This window comes from Paenibacillus sp. JJ1683, from assembly GCF_053006485.1.
This window is the reverse complement of record NZ_CM129820.1, coordinates 4,146,047-4,162,736: the sequence shown is the minus strand read 5'-3', so window position 1 is coordinate 4,162,736 and position 16,690 is coordinate 4,146,047. Positions and strand designations below refer to the sequence as shown.

Below are 16,690 nucleotides of genomic sequence, written 5' to 3'. Positions count from 1 at the left end.
ATCGCTCGCGATAAATACTTCAAGTGATGGGCATTATTTTAAAACCAAAAATGGTTATAGGGTGCAGGTCCTTCAATACGAACACCGAGTTGTTCGGCTGCCTGTCTGGGCCAGAATGGATTACGCAGCAGTGCCCGGCCTACCGCAACCAGATCCGCCCGACCATTACGCAAAATATCCTCGGCTTGAATACCGTGAGTAATCAAGCCTACGGCTGCGGTAGCTATACCAGCAGTCTGACGAAATTCAATGACATCTATTCCAGCTTGCGAAGCCCGTACAGCGGCATCTCTGAAGGCAAGCACAAGATTATGGAATTCTTCTAAAGACAGTGCGGAGGTCGCCCGTTCGCGGTGAGGCAAACCAGAGGCGGATACAGCTGTTTCTTGAGGCAACGAGCCCTTGCGTCCGACATGCCAAAGCTGGAGACCGGCTTTAGAGCCTTGGTCATGAATGGCTTGCACCACTTTTTGCAGCGGGGAAATGTGCTCGTCGCTCCATATGCCAAGGCTGCCTGAATCATTTCCCTGCTGGGTGACTGCATGCACTTCAAGCATGATTAGCCCCACTTGTCCTAACGTCCTAGCGCCGTAATGCAGCGTATGCCAATCGGTTGCTTTTCCGTCTTCTGCCGCTGAGACGGTACCCATGGGAGACATCATAATCCGATTTTTTAGCTCTACATCGCGTATTTGAAGTGGTTGAAACAGTAAGCTCTATTGGGTTCACTCCTTTTTATTAACGGTTCAGAACGCTCGCCTTATTTCGGTTACATATGTATTTTATGGGAATAAAATGAGGCAATACACGTATCATTTAACGTATTCATGAACATTCACTTATAAAAATATGGTATTTTAGGTTTATTACGATGGATTTTAAATTAAGCACATAGACAGGATGAGCATGCATAAATATGACTTGCGTTTTAGTTAGTTTTCACTTACTATAATTTTATGAACAAGAAAACACATGTAGACAGCAAAAAGAAAGATATTCTACAGGCAGCGATGTGCTTATTTGCAATCAAAGGGATTGACGGGATTTCAGTCAAAGAAATTGGAGAGGCTGCCGGTGTGACGGATGCCGCGATTTATAAGCATTTTAAGAGTAAAGATGCAATGGCCTTGGAGGTATTCGGGCAATATTGTAATAGCTACACCACCTTAATTGACTTCTATCGCAAGCAGAGTGGGAGCTTCGTCAGCCGTTTCCATCAACTGGTGGATGAAGTGCTGAATATGCATGATGAGGACCAGTATGGATTGCTTCTACTATCACAGCATCATGAGCTGTATGTTGAAGCAAGCCAGAGCCAGAATGTGCGTCAGCCGCTGGAGGCGTTAACTGAATTCATCGAACAGGGGATTCAACAAGGTGAACTGCCGAAGCAGGATGTTCAGCTATCCGGTGTGCTCATCATTGGAGCCATTACACGCTTGTCCGTGTCCAGCCTGGAAGGGGAACTTCCACAGCAACTGGCTCCATTGGCAGCAGAGGTCAAACAACGTTTAACTGCTTTATTAAGTAAAGGTCAGTAATGACCTTTTCTTTTTAAATATAAAGTTAGTGTTTTCTAACTAAAGTCATAATATGAGGGTAGGAAGTGGCTTATATGTCTAAAAAAATATTGGTGATTCAAGGGAATCCGGTCGATGGTAGTTATGGAGAAGCGCTGGCTCAATCCTATGTAAAAGGAGCGAAGGCTGCAGGAGCAGAGGTTCGTTTGTTGCAGCTATCCGCGTTGGACTTTAATCCAAATCTATTAGGTGGATATCGTAATAAATTGCCGTTGGAACCTGATTTGATCCAAGCACAGGAGTCGATTAAATGGGCAGAACATCTCGTTTTTGTCTTTCCAATCTGGTGGGGCAGCTTGCCTGCATTAATGAAAGGATTCATTGACCGTACCTTTATGCCGGGGTTTGCGTTTAAGTATCAAAAAGGAAAACCCCTGCCTGACAAGCTTCTAAAAGGAAGAACAGCCCGCCTCATTACAACGATGGACGGTCCGCACTGGTACTATCGATTTTTCCAGGGACAGCCTGGGCATCGGATGATGAAGGATTCCACACTACATTTATGCGGTGTCAAGCCAGTGCGTTCTACGACCATTGATCTTATGAATAAGAGGACAGATCAACAGCATAACGAATGGCTGAGCAAGGTCGAGCAGCTAGGTCGAAGCATGAACTAGGTTGCCGGTTTGGGACCAGCGTGTTTGTCCTAACCAAAAGTAACGGCCTGTGACCTACAGTTCCAGTATGGAACATACAGATTCACAGGCCCAGTTCATTTTCATTCATGGTGGTTGCCGTTAAGCCATAGTAGTTAGGGACAGCCCCTTGACTTATAAAGCACGATTGAATTTCTCGACAAAATGTTCAATGACGGGGTGAATTCGTGAGTCGTCCACTAAGGACATCTTTTCCGGTTTGAACAATTGAATTTTTTTAAAATAATAATAATCATTGAGGGCTTGTTGAATGGTTATTTGGTTATAAAGCAAATACTTCACATTCATGATTTCCCGGAGCAAAATATCGTCTTGAAGTAAAATGAACTTCTCATTAATCGGATTAAAAACCCCTTTGTCCTTCCCATCTTGATAAAATTTAAGGGTCTGCTGTTCCCTTTTATCCAATGCAGTCTTCAAAACTTCGTACAATTCTGGAAATACCATTTGTAAATCCTTCAGAAACACATCAGATATTTTGCCAACTAACGATACCGATTGTTCAAACAATTGCTGAAACCAAACCCCGAATGATCGATCGTCATCCTCATTGGTACGATCCTCTAGCTGTTCTATATAGTCAACAAAAATGCGAACGACGCCTTCGATGACTTCTTCTTTTGAAGAAAAATTCTTGTACATCGTTGCTCTGCTAACATCCATGAATTTAGCAATATCGTCCATCCTCATTTGTTGAAACCCGTCCTTCATGAGGGACGGAATCAGTTTTTTCAGCAGCTTGTTTTTTGCTTTATCTTGCTGATTCTCCATTGACATTTACGCTCCCCCTTATCTGTTCCTTCTATTATACACGTTTCCAATAGGATATAAACGATTTATACAATATAGACAATTTATATGTATTTTGTTTACTTTGTTTTTGCTGTGTGCTATCATTCTTTTTAGCAAGAGCACGAAGGGGACATCTCCTAAATGAATTCAAAAGGAGTTATTTAAATGAGAACAATTAATCGAGTTTATATCAACGGGGAATTTGTAAAGCCTTATGGCACAGAGGTACAAGAACTTATTAATCCTTCAACTAGGGAAATCATCGGACGTGTCACTTTAGGGAACGAAGAGGATGCCAAACGAGCAATCGCGGCAGCAAAAAAAGCCTTTAAGACTTTCTCACGAACTTCAGTGGAAGAGCGCAGTCAAATACTGCAAAGACTACATGACGCAGTTATGAGAAAATTAGAAGTACTGATGGAGGCTAATATCAATGAATATGGTGCTCCGAAGCCCGCTGCCATTGGCCGAGTTAAACTGGCAGCTATGAATTTTTTGGACACGAAAGAAGCACTTGAGGAATTCAATTTCGTTAAGTATATCGGGAAAGCGAAAGTAGTAGCAGAGCCAATTGGAGTTATTGGAATTATTACTCCCTGGAATGCAACCTACTCTCAGATTACTGCAAAGCTTGCTTCTGCCATAGCTGCCGGCTGTCCAGTGGTAATCAAGCCAAGTGAACTTAGCGCAATTCAGGCACATCTGATCACTGAATGTTTCCATGAGGCTGATATTCCAACTGGTGTTATTAATGTAGTTCATGGTCTTGGCCAAACGGTTGGATTCGAACTGACCCGCAATCCGGATATTGCAATGATCACCTTCACTGGTTCCACTCGAACAGGGAAAGAAATTCGGAGAGGTGCTGTAGATTCGATGAAGCGGGTCACGCTGGAACTAGGCGGCAAATCGCCGAATATCATCTTAGATGACGCCGATTTTTCCACGGCAATTCCGACCGCTGTAAGACAGTGTTATAACAATAATGGGCAAGCTTGCGTTGCAGGGACCCGCCTTTTGGTTCCCAAGCAACGGCTGGAAGAAGTGAAACAGATAGCTAAAGAAACTGTGAAACGCATCAAAGTCGGTAATCCCTGGGAAGAAGGCACAGAACTTGGCCCAATCATAACAGAGAAGCAATACAATCAAGTTCAGCGATATATTCAGTCTGGTATTGATGAGGGTGCTGAACTGGTCATCGGAGGTCTGGGGCATCCAGAGGGGATGGAACAAGGATATTTTGTTAAACCAACGGTTTTCGCTCAGGTGACAGAAGACATGACGATCGCCAAGGAAGAAATCTTCGGTCCCGTCTTATCAATTTTAACTTACGAGACGGAAGAGGAAGCCATCGAAATGGCTAACAATACAGATTATGGTCTCGGTGCCTACGTGAGTTCCTCGGACATTGAGAAAGCCAATGAAATGGCAACCCAAATTGCTGCTGGTGTTGTACTCATTAACGGGGCAGGTTTTGAAATGAAGGCACCGTTTGGGGGATTCAAGCAATCGGGTCTCGGCAGAGAATACGGATTACATGGGCTGGAGGAATGTTTGGAGACGAAAACCATAACAGGCTATGACTCGGCTAAATAATCAAACACAGTGCTAGATCCTCTCCCCTTAACAACTCGGCATCAGCTCGCTTCGCTGATCCTCAAATGACGAGTGCAACGAAAAGGTTAGATTGACCTTCAAAAAGAAAAACACCGCAATGGGAGTGACTGGCTCGCATTGCGGTGTTTGGAATCGCTCGTGTCTTCCAATCCACGTTATACAAATATAGATGCAACGATTAAAACAATTCCGATCACTAGACCAGCAGGGCCCCAATAATGCATAGGGATAAAAAACAAACTGTGCTGGGTTTCTATTCGATAGCGTTGCCCTGTTTTCATCCGTTTCTCCACCTTTTCGTAGTTCCAGCACAAACTGGACTGAAGGAGGGAAATTAGCTTTTTTAATAAACGGATTGAAGTCCTGTGCCTATTCGGCTGCTGCTTTAGCTTGCTCCACTACGAAAACGACAGGCTTCATAATCCGGCTCAGCATATCCTGCTTTGGACGATTCCAGGTAACCCAGTCATCCAGCAGCAGACCGCCTGTGTCGCCGCTATTCGGATTCAGGGACCAATACGTAAAGTACAGGTTGTTGGCACCAATATAGTCTACGAGTGCATTTTGCCATTTACCCTCAGGGGAAGACGAATCGACATTGCGACCGCCGAATTCACCAACCAGCACTGGAGCTATGTTTTGCTTACTGATGTAGCCCCAGGTTTGATCCCAGATTGCTGGCAGGTTGGACGGGAAGGTCGAGTCGTTGAACCATGGCTGCGAAGACACACCAGGACCATAGTCATGTGGTGAATATACGACACGGTTCGGCACGTCCAGTACGACAGGATAATTAGCCACACCTGTCAGGTTGCCGCCCCACCAATATTGGCTGTTGTTGCCTTGTACATTATGGTCCACACCTTCTACGAGAATCAGCCAATTTGGATTCACGGACAGAATGGCATTCCCTGCACGCTGCGCCGCGAGACGCCAGTCTGTGGAGACATCGCCTGTTCCCCAGCTTGCCTGACCGTGTGGCTCGTTGTGTAAATCTGCACCGATGACGGTAGGATTGTTTTTATAACGTTCAGCTAACATCTTCCAGTCGCTGATCCAGCGGGACTCAGGGTACTGAGAGGTATACCATAGCTCGGATTGTCCACCTGAGCCTGGGCGGTGACGGTCAAGGATAATCTGAATACCGCGTTGTCCAGCTTTTTCGATCAGCTTGTCCATAATTTGAATCGGAGTCAATCCGACCAGATCAGGATTTTTGTAGTAATCAATACTGTCAGCACGGGAGCTGGAATCAAATAACTGATTGCTGTAAGGCAGACGGATGAGATTATAGCCTTCCTTTTTCACCTGATCCAGCATGTCGTCCATTGAGCGGCTCCACAGTCCATGCAAGGTGTAATTAGGGGTTTCCAGGCCGAACCAGTTCAGACCGTTAAATGCGGCCTCTTTCCCGGATTCATCTACAATCTTGTTTCCTTGGGTGTGATAATATCCTTTCACGCTGGCTGCATCTGCCGAAGGTGGAGTGTACCCATACAGTGTAAGGCCCATGACGAGGGAGGCAATGACGAAAAATGTTTTTTTGAACCCTTTTTTCTTCATGATTCTTGCTTCCTCCTTTATATAAATGATATTGTAACCGATTACATTTTCATTTTATGTTCAAATCTTCCATCAAACAAGTTCATAAAATTCGTATATTTTTAAGATTTTGTTCGAAATTATTAGATTTGCAACAAGGTATATTTAGGTTAGGAGTCCAGCATTTATGGGGTAGGGGTATGGGGTGAAGGCACGTTTCAACTCATATTTATTATATTTTCCTCCTGTAAAAGAAGGTATATAATAAAGGAAATTCACATTACATACAGGTTGCAGAGTACAGATATAGTGAAAATGAGCACATGCCTAATACGCAAATATAGAAAGGGGGGGAATCATGGTAACAACGATGAAAGAAGTCGCAGAACGTGCAGGGGTGTCGAAGAGCACAGTTTCGCAGTTTCTGAATAAAAGATACAACTATATGAGTGAAAGCACCAAGAAGAAGATTGAGCAAGCGATTGAGGAGCTCAGTTATATTCCCAATGAGGTGGCGCGCAGTCTCAAGCAAAAGAAGACTTTTATTGTGGGGGTTATTTCTTCAACTATTTTGTCGAGATTTACAACAGAGATTGTGCGCGCGATTGAAGATGAATGCCAACTGGAAAATGTCCAGGTCATTGTCTGCAATACCGATGATGATTCCCTCAAAGAGAAAAAGTACGTCCAGTCGATGATTGCTCGGCAAGTGGATGGACTTATTATTTTTCCTACAGAAGAGAACAAAAAATTATATGTTTCCCTTGTCAAAAATGGCTATCCGTTCGTGTTTGTGGACCGAAAAATTGATGAAATCAGCGTAGACACGGTGCTGTTGAATAATGAAAAAGCTAGCGAGCTTGCGATTGAAGCACTGATTGAGCATGGTCACAAAAACATTGGCATCATCACGTTTCCTCTAGGCAAAAAAGCGATTACTACACGAAGTGAGCGGCTATCCGGCTATAGGAATACACTCGGCAAACATGATATATCCGTGCATGAAAACTATATCAAAAGCGGCAGGCTGGATGAAATGCCTGATCTTATTAGACAACTATTTCATATGGAGAACCCGCCTACCGCAATCCTTGCTACGAATGACATGATTTTGGAGCAGGTGCTGATCTATGCCAAAAATAATCATCTGACCATACCTAACGATTTTTCCTTGATTGGGATAGATGATGTATCCTTTGCATCTTTTTATAATCCGCCGATCACTACCGTTTCCCAGCCGAGTTTTGAAATGGGGAAAAGAAGTGCGAGGCTACTGCTCGATAAAATCGATCAAAAAGAGCAGGAGCAGCCCTCAGAAATCATCCGTTTGAATCCGGTCATTAACCACAGAGAATCTGTCCAAAAGTTAAACTGAATAGTTGGAATAAGTATTTCTTCTTTTTGAAAACGTTTTTATGGATTCTATTGTAAAAAGAAAATAAAGAGCTATAATGATCTTATGATTCGAGTCATGAATACCCTTTCATGTATGTATGTTGCTGAGTGTAGTGATGACTGTAGTGATGACTGTAACTTAAAAGAGGGGAGGAGTGAACCCTAAACGGAAATTTATGATTTAACTTGTACTAAAATTCACAAAAGGCAGTTCTACTTCTTTTTACATTCCCGGAAGGGAAATTTTTTTCAAGCATTACTAAATCGATTTAGTAAGAATGAAAAATATGATAAAAGAAGGTCGGAGATCACTATGGAAATGTTTATGAGCATTATCAGGGAGCCATCCATCATTATTGCGATTGTGACATTACTCGGTCTCGTATTCCAGAGGAAGAAAGTATCCGAGATCATAACGGGAACCACCCTTTCTTTCATGGGCTTCACCATGATCAAGGTCGGCGGCGGAATTTTAGGAGGCGTGCTCACAAACTTCAGCCAAATATTTTCTTTTGCGTTCAACCTTAAAGGTGTCGTACCAAGTAATGAAGCTATCATGGCACTGACCATTGATCAGATCGGGGCGGATGCTGCACTCATTTTACTCTTTTCCATGATCCTTAACATCGTGCTTGCGCGCCTGACCAAGTTCAAGTACATTTATTTGTCTCTTCACTTGATTCTGTTCATGAGCTTTGCCGCTACAGCCGTTATGAAAGGTCTGGGTCTCAGTTCGCTGACTACAATCATCGTTGGTTCTTTGGTCATTGGGAGCTACATGGCGGTGTTTCCTTACCTGCTCCGGAATGCCAGCAAAAATATTATCAAATCGGATGAATATACAATTGCTCATGCTTCCATGACTTCTTACATTCTCGGTACCTATTTAGGAAAAGTTTTGGGCAATCGTGAACATGACACCGAAAATGTAAAAATAAATGACCGCATCAGTTTTTTGCGTGATCCCAATGTGGCAACGACCTTGACGATGCTGGTGCTTTTGTTGGTATCTGGACTGGTTGCTGGTTCTGATTATGTCAGCAAATTATCTGACGGCAAAGAATACCTCGTCTTTATCCTCGAACAATCAGCTACTTTTGCTGCCGGCTTGTATATCGCAAAAGCAGGTGTTAAGCTGTTCACGACTGAAATTGTACCCGCTTTCAAAGGCTTCTCCCAAGTGTTTGCACCTGGAGCAATCCCTGGGGTAGATGTTCTGGTACTGTTCGACAAATCACCTAATTCCGCGTTGGTAGGCTTCTTGGTCAGCTTTTTCACAGGTGTTGCCTGCGTCTTTCTTTTCCCGCTTATCGGACTGCCTGTTATTGTACCGGGGATCATGGCCTGTTTTCTCGCTGGCGGTGCAGCCGCGATATTTGGCAATTCCAGCGGTGGTTTTAGAGGAGCAGTCATTTCCAGTTGTCTTAATGGATTTTTGCTCTGTCTGCTGCCGGCTCTCACCTTGCCGCTCTTTTCTTTTTTGGGTGCCGAAGGAGTGACATTCGCCGATCCCGACTTTACTACCCTTTCCGGATTACTTTGGCTTATTTTCCGCTGGTTTTAAGCTAAACCGATTTATGAATCTTTAAAAATAACTCATCTTAAATAGATTGGGTTCTAAATGAGGAGGAATGATTCATGTTTTATTACGATCAAGATATTCAAATGGACACAGTAGACAGTAATACGACCCGGAAAGTGTTGGCCCACAGTGACCAGTTGATGTATGTCAAAGTGATGTTTGCTAAAGCTCAAACTGGGGAGATCCTGTTGCATAAGCATGTCCATGAACAGGTCACTTATGTATTGAAGGGAAGCTTTAAGTTCATGATCGATCATGGCGAAACCAAGGATGTGCAGATTGTTAAAGAAGGAGACAGCATTCATTTTCCATCTGACACTCTTCATGGCTGCATCCCGCTGGAGGATGACGGAATTCTGCTAGATGCATTTACACCAGCACGTGCGGACTTCTTATAAATTTCCTTACTAAGCAAGGCTCTTATTAAATTGGAATCCGCTACATTTCATTCTGATCTTTTTTAGAAGAAGACCTGCAAGTATGTTATATTTAACAAACGGCAATCGTGATAAACAGCAGTGTAGTGATTTTTAGAAAAGGATGAGATTATTTTGGAAAACAACGAAACTCAGCAGGAATTTGCAGAAGTATATGAGCAGCTTAAGGTGGCTGCAAACCGAACCTCCGATTGGAAAGCGCGTCTAGCTGCGGTGAATGATCTGGGTGCATGGAAGAACCAGCAGACAATTGACTTGCTAACGCACCGAATGAATAATGATATGGTATATGCTGTTCAGGAAGCCGCTTACCACAAGCTTCAGGAATGGGGAGAAAACGTACAGCCGCCTGTGCGCAAAGAGGGTGAGCTTGTTAAGGGGCTGACGAAGATTCTGGTGCGGATTAAAAAAAGCCTGCCAGCCGACCATACCTATAACGATTTTCGCGAGAAGCTGCACAAGATGAGAGTTGATATTTATGACGCATATGAAGGCGACAAGGGTGCTGAATTTGATCAGTGGCTGGAGCAAAAATGGGCTTCGTTATCCACAAGATAATGTCTGAACCCTGTCATTGAATGTAATGCTGAGGATTATTATTGGTAATGCAAACGAAGTCTTAACAAGGATAAGGTGTTATCTTTGTTAAGGCTTTTTTAATATACATCGTTATTACGTGTTATTATCAAACGTAATGAATCCAAAGAGTGCTGGCCGTTTTCATTAATCTCTGCTAAAAAGATGCCAACAAAGGGGAACGATGAGCTAGAATAGAAAATAGAAAGCGCTATCATTATCAACTTTTCTGCAATGATTCAGGGGGAGAAGGCTTATGCGTTCAAGGTTCCAACCATTAAACACATTGCGTAATCAGATTTTTATCGGCTTTATATTGGTGATGCTCATTATGATGAGTGTGGCGGGGGCGTTCATTTACCTCAATGTCTCTCACCTGCTAAAAGACAGCGCCGAGCGGCATATTGGTCAGACCGCAGTACAAGCAAGTGGCAGACTGGATGCATTAATCGGCCAGATGGACAGCCTGACAGAACAAGTGGCGAATCATCCATCTGTTCAGCATATTTTGCTGGAGGAGCGCAATGGAGGCAAGGTGACTTTCGGCCAGCGTCAATCGCTACTGCAAGTGATGCATAGCTATCAGGCTTATATGCCGAGCGTCGGCTCGCTGGAGCTGTATACCGCCGAAGGGAAGATGTTGTTTCCAATTAGAGAAGGCAGTCTGGAGGACCGTATCGGACAGGCGGACATTCGGGAAGCAAATGAGATGAAAGGCAGGCTGGTCTGGATCGGCATAGATCCTGAAAACCCCCAGTCGCTGCTGGCGATTCGGCAGGTGAGCCTGGTGGATCGCTGGTTTTCACGCGGAGGATATCTGATTACCCGCATGGACCGAAGTTATTTTGGGCTAAATGGTACATCAGCGACCAATGAAGAAGCAAATGAAACCATGCTGCTTGTAGATCGTGGAGGCGAGCTGCTATCGGGTGAGCCTATGAATCAGACTAATTTGTTAGATGTATTGCACAGCAAGACACAGACGGTTCATATTGGAGCGCGCGAGTATGTGAAGGCAGTTCAGCAATCGGAACGGACCGGCTGGTCACTGCTGATTCTGATTCCGGTTAGCGTCGTCACAGACGGAATTACGGTTTTACGGACGACACTTATTATTTCGGCGTCTCTTGGTGCCGTATTGTTCCTGTTCATGTCTTTTATGTTGTCAACATTGATTACCAGACCGATAGGTCAATTGATTCAGGCCATGCGTCGTTCACGGGAAGGGGCATTGGCCCTGAATCCAGAACCGGCAGCAGCGGTTGAACTACGGGAATTAAATGCAGAGTACAACACGATGATTGTCGATATCAATGAATTGATCCATGTCATTTGCGAGAAGGAGGCTTTACAAAGCCAGACCGAGCTTAAAGCACTGCAAGCGCAGATCAACCCGCATTTTCTTTTTAACACGCTGGATGCTTTTAACTGGTCGCTACAGGAGAAGGGAGAGGAAGAACTTGCCGGGCTGATGGTGTCCATGTCGCGGCTGTTTCGTTATGTGATCGAACCGGCTCACCATGACTCTTGGGTGACACTTGGAGAAGAAATAGCACAAGTCCGTCGTTATCTGGAACTGATGGAGATGCGCCTGGGCGAACGCCTGAGCTGGCAAATTCATATGCCACCAGAGGCAGCAAGAATTCCGCTTCCTAAGCTGCTGATCCAGCCCATTTTAGAAAATGCAATCTTACATGGTGTCGAAAATCGCATCGGCAATGGCCGTGTTGAAATTCGAATCACTCCTTCGGCGAGGTTGGGCTGGACTAAGATCGAGGTTGTAGATAACGGACCTGGAATGACACAGGAGGAACTTACAGCTGTGCGTACAGCGTTGATGGAGGGATCTGCTTGTCAGAGCAAGGGAACTGGTATGGGACTGGTTAATGTGCAGCGCAGGCTTGCTCTCTATTATGATAGCGCATCTTATCGAACGGACGGCGTGCTGATCCACAGTGCTGTGCAGGAAGGAACTGTGGTCGCTTTTGAAATTCCTGATGAATACGGGGGGCGGTAGGAATGAGTTTTTCATCCAAGACCATTGTTATTGTGGACGATGAACAAAGAACACGTCAGGGGATACATCAGACACTGGAGCAGTGGGCCGCCGGGAAATACCGGATTATGACATCGGGTAATGGCCTGGAGGCATTACATATGCTGCAAGCGGAGAGGGTTCATCTGCTGATTACAGATGTCCGTTTGCCGGAATTCAGCGGGCTGGATTTAATCCGCTCTCTGGAACGGGAGTCATATCGTCCGGCGATCATTGTGATCTCGGGATATGCGGAATTTGATTATGTCCAGCAGGCGCTTCGTCTCGGAGCCGTTAATTACTTGCTCAAGCCGATTGATAAGCAGGAGCTGCTGAATGCGGTAAATGAGGCGCTTCAGCTGGAAGAGGAGCGGCAGCGATACAAGAGGCTGGACAAGCTGGCTGACACTGTTCTGCTGGAGCTTGACCTCCAAACGGCTACGCTTAGCGATCCGGTACGGCAAGCCTTCGCCTATATGGCGGAGCATTTACACGAGCCCATTACGATGGCGCAGACTGCGGCGCATTCACACCTGAATGCGAGCTATTTTAGTGTTTTATTTAAGGAGCAAAGTGGTTTGTCCTTCAGCGAATATCTGCACCGGCTGCGAATCCAACGGGCCAAGGAGTTGCTGCTGCATACCCAACTGACGATCGCTCAAATCGGTGAGCGCTCAGGCTACCGGACAGATAAATATTTTATTAAAGTATTCAAAGCGACCGAGGGGGTAAGTCCCAGCCGCTATAGGCAGCAGATGCGTAAAGGACCGGAGAATATCGACTGACATATAGGCTGCTCACAACCCAATAAAAGTGGAATTATACCCAATGAGCGTACCCTGTTGGAAGCAGAAATACAGTGCTAAACTTACAAATGATAACGGTTACAAAAAATATAATTACAATAACGGAGGTCTAACGATGTCCAACAAGTATTCAGTTCGTAAGCGCTCACATCGAAAATGGATTGCTGGGTTGACCCTGCTGCTGTCATTCATGCTAGTGCTGTCCGGTTGTGGTGTTGGTAAGGATGGTCAAGGCGGTTCCAGTGGAGCAGGGGGCAAGGTTACACTCAAAATGATGCACCTGTGGCCAGAGGGAAGCTCGGCACAGCAAAGCAAGCTTGTAACTCAGATTATAGATCAATACCAAAAGGATCATCCGAATGTCGTCATTCAGCAGGAAGTGCTGGAAAATGAACAATACAAAAACAAACTCAAAGTGCTATCAGCTTCCAATGAATTGCCCGATATTGGCATCACCTGGGCGGCGGGCTTCATGGAGCCTTACGTTAAAGGCGGATTATTTACGCCGATGGATGACCTGCTGCAAGGTTCCAAGCTGAAGGACAAATTCGTACCGGGAACGACCGATGCCTATGCGCTGGATGGCAAAACGTATGCGCTTCCGATCGAATTGAACATAACACCCATTTATTACAACAAAGCCATATTCCAAAAATACAACTTGAAGGTACCTGCGACATTTGATGAATTTAAGCAGGTGGTGAAAACACTCGTAGATCATGGAGTTGCACCGATTGCATTGGGCAATAAAGATCGCTGGACGGGTTCGCTTTGGTACATGTATCTGGCAGACCGTATAGCAGGTAGCGAAACGCTGAAAAAAGCAATTGATGGCTCAGGCTCGTTTGACGACCCTGGCTTAATTCAGGCGGCATCCGAAATTCAGACGCTGGTGGATATGAATGCCTTTAACAAAGGATTTAACGGCTTGTCCAATGATGAAGGAAAATCCGAGTTTATGAACGACAAAGCGGCGATGTATTTGATGGCTACCTGGGAGCTGCCGAATTTTACGACTAATCCTGATATCCCGCAAGCGTTTAAAGATCAAATCGGCTTCTTTAAATTCCCGATGGTTGCAGGCGGCAAGGGCGACGAGAACAGTTGGGTAGGAGGTCCTGGAGTAGGCTTGTTCGTTTCGGAAAATTCCAAAGTGAAAGCAGAAGCCAAAGCATTCGTTGAATACTTCGTAGAAAAATGGGGAGAGCAATCGGTCACACAGGCAGGCGTTATTCCGGCGACAAAAGTGGATACCTCCAAAGAAAAATTGCCCAAGCTGTATGTCGATCTGCTGAATGGGCTGAACGAAGCCAGCAACATTACATTATTCGCTGATGTTCAGATGAAGCCGAATGCGGCACAGGTGCATTTGAATATGATTCAGGCGTTGTTTGGTAAAGCGGTGACACCGCAGCAATTTGCCGACCAGCATAAGGCTGCCATTGAGAAAGGAAATTGAAATTGACCACCTAAGGAGGTCTGACCGTGGATAAGGTCATGTCCAATAAGATCGTCATTGCTCTCTATGTGTTGCCTTCACTGCTGTTGTTATTCGCCGTGATTTATGTGCCCATCGTACTGACCGGCTATTACGGTCTGAATCAGTGGAATGGAATCGGCGCTATGACTTTCGTAGGACTGGATAACTATCAACATTTGTTCACAGACGCGGCGTTTTGGCAAAGTGCCTGGCATTCACTGCTGCTGGCCTTGTTTTCAGGTATCAGTCTGATCGGTTATCTGGTCGTTGCGATGATTTTGTCAGGAAAAATCAAGGGAGCGAACCTGCTGCGGAAAATTTATCTGATTCCCATGCTGCTGTCTTCTGTAGCGATCGCTCAATTGTGGCTCAAAATGTATCATCCGACCAACGGAGTGCTGAATTCCTTGCTGGCGTCAGTCGGAGTTCACAACCCGCCCGAGTGGTTAGCTAATCCGTCTCTGGTGCTCCTTGCCTTGTTCATTCCGATTATTTGGCAATATGCAGGCTTTTATATCCTGATCTATTATGCCGGACTGAAAAACATTCCCGAAACGCTGATGGAAGCTGCACGGATCGACGGAGCCAGTGCCTGGCAGATTGCGACTCGTATCAAATTGCCTCTACTACGTGAGGTAATTAACGTGACGATCATATTGTCCATTGTCGGCTCGCTCAAATATTTTGACCTGATCTACGTCATGACGGACGGTGGGCCGAACGGAGCCAGTGAAGTGATGGCTTCGTACATGTACCACCAGGCGTTCCGCAGCTTCGATTTCGGATATGGCAGCGCTACAGCCTTTGCCCTGCTGCTCATCTGCCTGATTGCTACGTGGGTGATTCGCAAGGTGACCGCTACTAGTGATACCATCCAGTATTCATAGGACACTCATGCAATTAGATCAGGAGTAACAGAGGACAGAAAGAGGGAGGAACGGATATGAAAACCCAGGCAGCCGCCAACTATCCGCTTGGAGTCGCTACCCGCGGCAAACTGTTAACTCGGGTCGGTTATGCCGCTTTGTATATACTGTTGATCATCTTGGCGGTGACGCAGCTTTTACCACTGGTATGGCTGATGCTTTTCTCGCTTAAAAATAATCAGGAAGTGTTTAACCTTCCACCGTTCGCGTTCCCGTCTCAGCCGCATTGGGAAAACTATATGAATGTGTGGACCAGTGGCAATATCGGGCGGTATTTCTTCAATAGTGTATGGATTACGGTTATATCCGTGGCGCTGACCGTGCTGCTCGCCAGCTTTGTTACATTTGCCATTACACGTATGAGCTGGAAAGGAAGTCAGCTGGTCCTCGGGCTCTTTATGGTCGGACTCATGATTCCGGTCCATTCGACCTTGATCCCGCTGTTCAGTATGTTTCTCAAACTGCACTTAACAGACACTTCAGTATCCATCATCCTGTCGTATGTCGCTTTTAATCTACCGACCACGATGATGATTTTGCTGGGCTTCTATTACGCCCTGCCCCGTGAAGTGGAAGAAGCGGCCGTTATGGACGGCTGCTCCGTCAACCGGATGTTCTTCCGGATTGTGCTGCCCATGACCACCCCCGTCATGGCAACGACGTCTATTATTAATATGATCTACAACTGGAACGAGTTTATTTTCGTCAATACGTTCATCAGCTCGGACGAAAATAAAACACTGACCGTCGGCGTTCAGAACTTTATCGGACAATATACGACCGATTGGGGAGCTATCGGAGCCACGTTGATGATCAGCATTTTGCCCATTTTGCTCGTGTTCCTCATTATGAGTGACCGGATTGTGGAAGGAATCGCAGCCGGGTCGGTTAAAGGGTAAAGCAAATTCCCCTGATTAGAAGAGCACCCCCTAGTGTAGACATTGGAACAAGCCTCTTGGTTTGTCCGGTGAATGCTAGGGGGCATTATTGTACAAGGCATTGGCTTTGAATTCCAGACTATTTGCTTGTGAGAAAAAGGAGCTCACTTTAGGATGGTTAGTTTTACTATATTCATTCTGATGGTTCTGTTTAAAAGTAAAGGCACTATAGAAAAAATAGGTCAATTATGGATGGTTTTCTTCATAATTGACCTATTTTATGTAACAGCTTTCCACTGTTCAAGTGATATATTTTGCTGTCGTATGCGTAAAAATGCGAAGTGATAGTTGAAGTAGGTACTATATAGTGAAATATGTTTATGATTAA

General features: G+C 45.1%; 15 protein-coding genes. 12 read left to right on the top strand and 3 right to left on the bottom strand.

The features are described from left to right. Positions 1-38: 38 nt before the first annotated feature. Positions 39-710, bottom strand: a complete 672-nt coding sequence (locus tag ACUC6J_RS17820) for an oxidoreductase (RefSeq protein ID WP_447250305.1) — start codon at positions 708-710, stop codon at positions 39-41. A 246-nt stretch (positions 711-956) separates the two neighbouring features. On the opposite strand from ACUC6J_RS17820, the gene ACUC6J_RS17815 reads away from it, so the two are divergent. After that, complete coding sequence (locus ACUC6J_RS17815) at positions 957-1,541, top strand: TetR/AcrR family transcriptional regulator (RefSeq protein WP_025365554.1); 585 nt, start codon at positions 957-959, stop codon at positions 1,539-1,541. Between the two features lie 74 nt (positions 1,542-1,615). After that, positions 1,616-2,197, top strand: coding sequence for an NAD(P)H-dependent oxidoreductase (locus ACUC6J_RS17810; RefSeq protein WP_447249218.1), 582 nt, complete (start codon positions 1,616-1,618; stop codon positions 2,195-2,197). Positions 2,198-2,350: 153 nt separating this feature from the next. Here the strand turns inward: ACUC6J_RS17810 and ACUC6J_RS17805 are convergent, their stop codons facing one another. Further along, positions 2,351-3,013 carry a TetR/AcrR family transcriptional regulator gene (locus ACUC6J_RS17805; RefSeq protein WP_447249217.1) on the bottom strand — a complete coding sequence of 221 codons (663 nt, stop codon included), beginning with the start codon at positions 3,011-3,013 and terminating at the stop codon, positions 2,351-2,353. Between the two features lie 180 nt (positions 3,014-3,193). On the opposite strand from ACUC6J_RS17805, the gene ACUC6J_RS17800 reads away from it, so the two are divergent. Next, entirely contained in the window at positions 3,194-4,624 is a 1,431-nt protein-coding gene (locus tag ACUC6J_RS17800; RefSeq protein WP_318300650.1) for an aldehyde dehydrogenase family protein, read from the top strand. Positions 4,625-5,014: 390 nt separating this feature from the next. Here ACUC6J_RS17800 and ACUC6J_RS17795 read toward each other — a convergent pair whose 3' ends face one another. Further along, entirely contained in the window at positions 5,015-6,208 is a 1,194-nt protein-coding gene (locus ACUC6J_RS17795; protein WP_031462009.1) for a glycoside hydrolase family 5 protein, read from the bottom strand. 337 nt (positions 6,209-6,545) lie between these two features. On the opposite strand from ACUC6J_RS17795, the gene ACUC6J_RS17790 reads away from it, so the two are divergent. The 9 genes from ACUC6J_RS17790 to ACUC6J_RS17750 all read left to right on the top strand — a co-directional run bounded on the left by ACUC6J_RS17790 (position 6,546) and on the right by ACUC6J_RS17750 (position 16,323). Then, positions 6,546-7,562, top strand: coding sequence for a substrate-binding domain-containing protein (locus ACUC6J_RS17790; RefSeq protein WP_257126198.1), 1,017 nt, complete (start codon positions 6,546-6,548; stop codon positions 7,560-7,562). Positions 7,563-7,895: 333 nt separating this feature from the next. Continuing rightward, the gene (locus ACUC6J_RS17785; protein WP_025365550.1) at positions 7,896-9,146 is read left to right on the top strand and encodes a PTS ascorbate transporter subunit IIC; all 1,251 of its coding nucleotides are present in this window, start codon (positions 7,896-7,898) and stop codon (positions 9,144-9,146) included. A 74-nt stretch (positions 9,147-9,220) separates the two neighbouring features. Further along, positions 9,221-9,562, top strand: a complete 342-nt coding sequence (locus ACUC6J_RS17780; protein WP_016821893.1) for a cupin domain-containing protein — start codon at positions 9,221-9,223, stop codon at positions 9,560-9,562. Between the two features lie 153 nt (positions 9,563-9,715). After that, positions 9,716-10,159, top strand: coding sequence for a HEAT repeat domain-containing protein (locus ACUC6J_RS17775; protein ID WP_016821892.1), 444 nt, complete (start codon positions 9,716-9,718; stop codon positions 10,157-10,159). A gap of 274 nt (positions 10,160-10,433) precedes the next feature. Continuing rightward, on the top strand, positions 10,434-12,194 hold the full coding sequence (locus ACUC6J_RS17770) for a cache domain-containing sensor histidine kinase (RefSeq protein ID WP_447249216.1): 1,761 nt from the start codon (positions 10,434-10,436) through the stop codon (positions 12,192-12,194). A gap of 2 nt (positions 12,195-12,196) precedes the next feature. Beyond that, the gene (locus tag ACUC6J_RS17765) at positions 12,197-12,997 is read left to right on the top strand and encodes a response regulator (RefSeq protein ID WP_447249215.1); all 801 of its coding nucleotides are present in this window, start codon (positions 12,197-12,199) and stop codon (positions 12,995-12,997) included. 136 nt (positions 12,998-13,133) lie between these two features. After that, a complete protein-coding gene (locus ACUC6J_RS17760; RefSeq protein ID WP_447249214.1) occupies positions 13,134-14,477 on the top strand; it encodes an extracellular solute-binding protein in 1,344 nt (447 codons plus the stop codon). A 26-nt stretch (positions 14,478-14,503) separates the two neighbouring features. Further along, positions 14,504-15,385: a carbohydrate ABC transporter permease gene (locus ACUC6J_RS17755; RefSeq protein ID WP_330720542.1), complete on the top strand. Its 882-nt coding sequence runs from the start codon at positions 14,504-14,506 to the stop codon at positions 15,383-15,385. Between the two features lie 56 nt (positions 15,386-15,441). After that, complete coding sequence (locus ACUC6J_RS17750) at positions 15,442-16,323, top strand: carbohydrate ABC transporter permease (protein ID WP_193191258.1); 882 nt, start codon at positions 15,442-15,444, stop codon at positions 16,321-16,323. Positions 16,324-16,690 lie beyond the last annotated feature (367 nt).